Here is a 1,815-nt window from a genome sequence, read left to right on the forward strand (position 1 = left end):
CGCCGCGGGCCCGGTCGGCTCAGCCGCGCTGCGGGAAGGCGCGGGCCGCGCTGCGTCCGAGGGCGGTGGTCAGGGCGGCGTCGGCGGCGCCGTTGGCGAGCCCGCCGACCACCGGCACCGCGCGCAGCACGGTGCTGGCCAGCTTCACCCCCGAGCGCTTGCCGAGCTCGCCCAGCAGCCGCTGCGGACCGCCGCCGCCGAGCACGAGCGTGCTGATGAGGTCGAGGGTGGCCGGGTCGGCGAGGTCATGGCCGCGGACGTGGGCGATGCCGCCTACCATCCGGGCGTTGACCACCAGCGAGCCGGCCACGTTGGCGGGCAGCGCGACCGGGACGGTGAGCAGTCCGCCCACCCCGGTGAGGAAGCCGGCCGAGGCGGCGGCCACCGTGGACTGCTGGACCAGCCGGTCGACGGCGGCCGCGACGTCCCCGCCGACGCGGTCCAGGACGTCCTGGGCCCACGGGCGCGACGGCGTCACCGGTCCGATGCCGTCCTGGACGGCGCGGCGCACCAGGTCGCCCATCACCCCGGTGATGGGGTCGCTGCTGCCGGTGGTGCTGTGCTGGGTCATGGGTCCTCCTGCTCGGGTGCTGGTCCGTCCCGGACGCTAACCCCGCTCCCGGGGCACCACAACGGCCCGCGGTCGGGGGCGGGTGGGCCCACGGTGGTACCCGGTGGGCGGTCCACCGGCCGGCCGCTCCCGGGATGCTTGCTTCTGCTAGCACCAGCAAGCACACTGGAGGACGTGGCGACCCGGAACGGACGCCGACGGCTCACCCAGCCGCTCGGCGACCAGATCAGCACGGTGGGTGAGTTCATCGCCGCCCAGCGCCGGCAGGCCGGGGTCTCGCTGCGCCAGCTGGCCGACACCGCCGGGGTGTCCAACCCCTACCTGAGCCAGATCGAGCGCGGCCTGCGCCGGCCCTCGGCGGAGGTGCTGCAGCAGCTGGCCTCCGCGCTGCGGGTGTCGGCGGAGACGCTGTACGTGCGAGCCGGGCTGCTCGACCCCGACGAGCACGTCGCGCCCACCGGTGAGGTCGTCACCGTGCCCCGGGCGATCGTGACCGACCCCCGCCTGACCGGGCGCCAGAAGCAGGTCCTGCTCGACGTCTACGACACCTTCGTCGACGCCGCACCGGCCGAGAGCCCCTCGCCGGAGGAGCCGCCCGTCCACCCGTCCACCCGCACCGACCAGGAGTGACCATGGCAGAGCAGAACAAGGACCCCAACGAGCTCAACACCGACCGGGTGGTCGAGGCCGCCACCAACACGCTGTACGCCGCGCTCGGCGCCGCCGACTACCTCGTCGCCAAGGCGACCGAGCGCTACGAGGCGGCGGTCGAGGACGCGAAGGCGCGGCGGGAGCGGCGCGAGGCCCAGGCCGCCGAGATGCGCCGGCGGGTGGTGGGGCTGCCCGAGCAGGCCCGCACCCTCCCCGACCAGGCCAAGCACTTCCCCGACGAGGCCCGGGCCCAGCTGGAGAAGTGGCTGGCCGAGGCCGGCGAGGTCTACGAGGAGCTGCAGAAGCGCGGCAAGGCCGCCTTCACCAAGGGCCGCGGGCAGGCCGGTGACGTGGCCGAGGACGTGGCCGAGCAGGCCCGCGAGGCCGGGGAGAAGGTGGCCGAGACCACCGAGCCGGTCCGCACCGGGGCGCAGGAGACGGCCGAGCGCGCCAGCCGGCTGGCCGAGGACGGCGAGCCGAAGCCGCGCCGCTCGACCGCGAAGACCACCACCACCCCGCGGGCCCGCAAGACCTCGGCCAGCCGCCCGCCCGCCTCGCCGACCACCAGCAGCGCGGCCGCGCCCACCCCGCCG

3 protein-coding genes are annotated in these 1,815 nt (G+C 76.1%); 2 read left to right on the top strand and 1 reads right to left on the bottom strand.

The features are described 5' to 3' along the window. Positions 1-19: 19 nt before the first annotated feature. Positions 20-571, bottom strand: coding sequence for a hypothetical protein (locus DVA66_RS21815; protein ID WP_114561539.1), 552 nt, complete (start codon positions 569-571; stop codon positions 20-22). A gap of 174 nt (positions 572-745) precedes the next feature. Between DVA66_RS21815 and DVA66_RS21820 the strand changes: the two genes are divergently transcribed. Both DVA66_RS21820 and DVA66_RS20035 read left to right on the top strand, forming a co-directional pair. After that, on the top strand, positions 746-1,201 hold the full coding sequence (locus DVA66_RS21820) for a helix-turn-helix domain-containing protein (protein WP_232822094.1): 456 nt from the start codon (positions 746-748) through the stop codon (positions 1,199-1,201). A gap of 2 nt (positions 1,202-1,203) precedes the next feature. After that, positions 1,204-1,815, top strand: a 612-nt coding sequence (locus DVA66_RS20035; RefSeq protein WP_114561540.1) for a hypothetical protein, incomplete at its 3' end; no start/stop codon positions are given.

The sequence above is a fragment of the Desertihabitans aurantiacus genome, from assembly GCF_003344635.1.
Classification (GTDB): Bacteria; Actinomycetota; Actinomycetes; order Propionibacteriales; family Propionibacteriaceae; genus Desertihabitans; species Desertihabitans aurantiacus.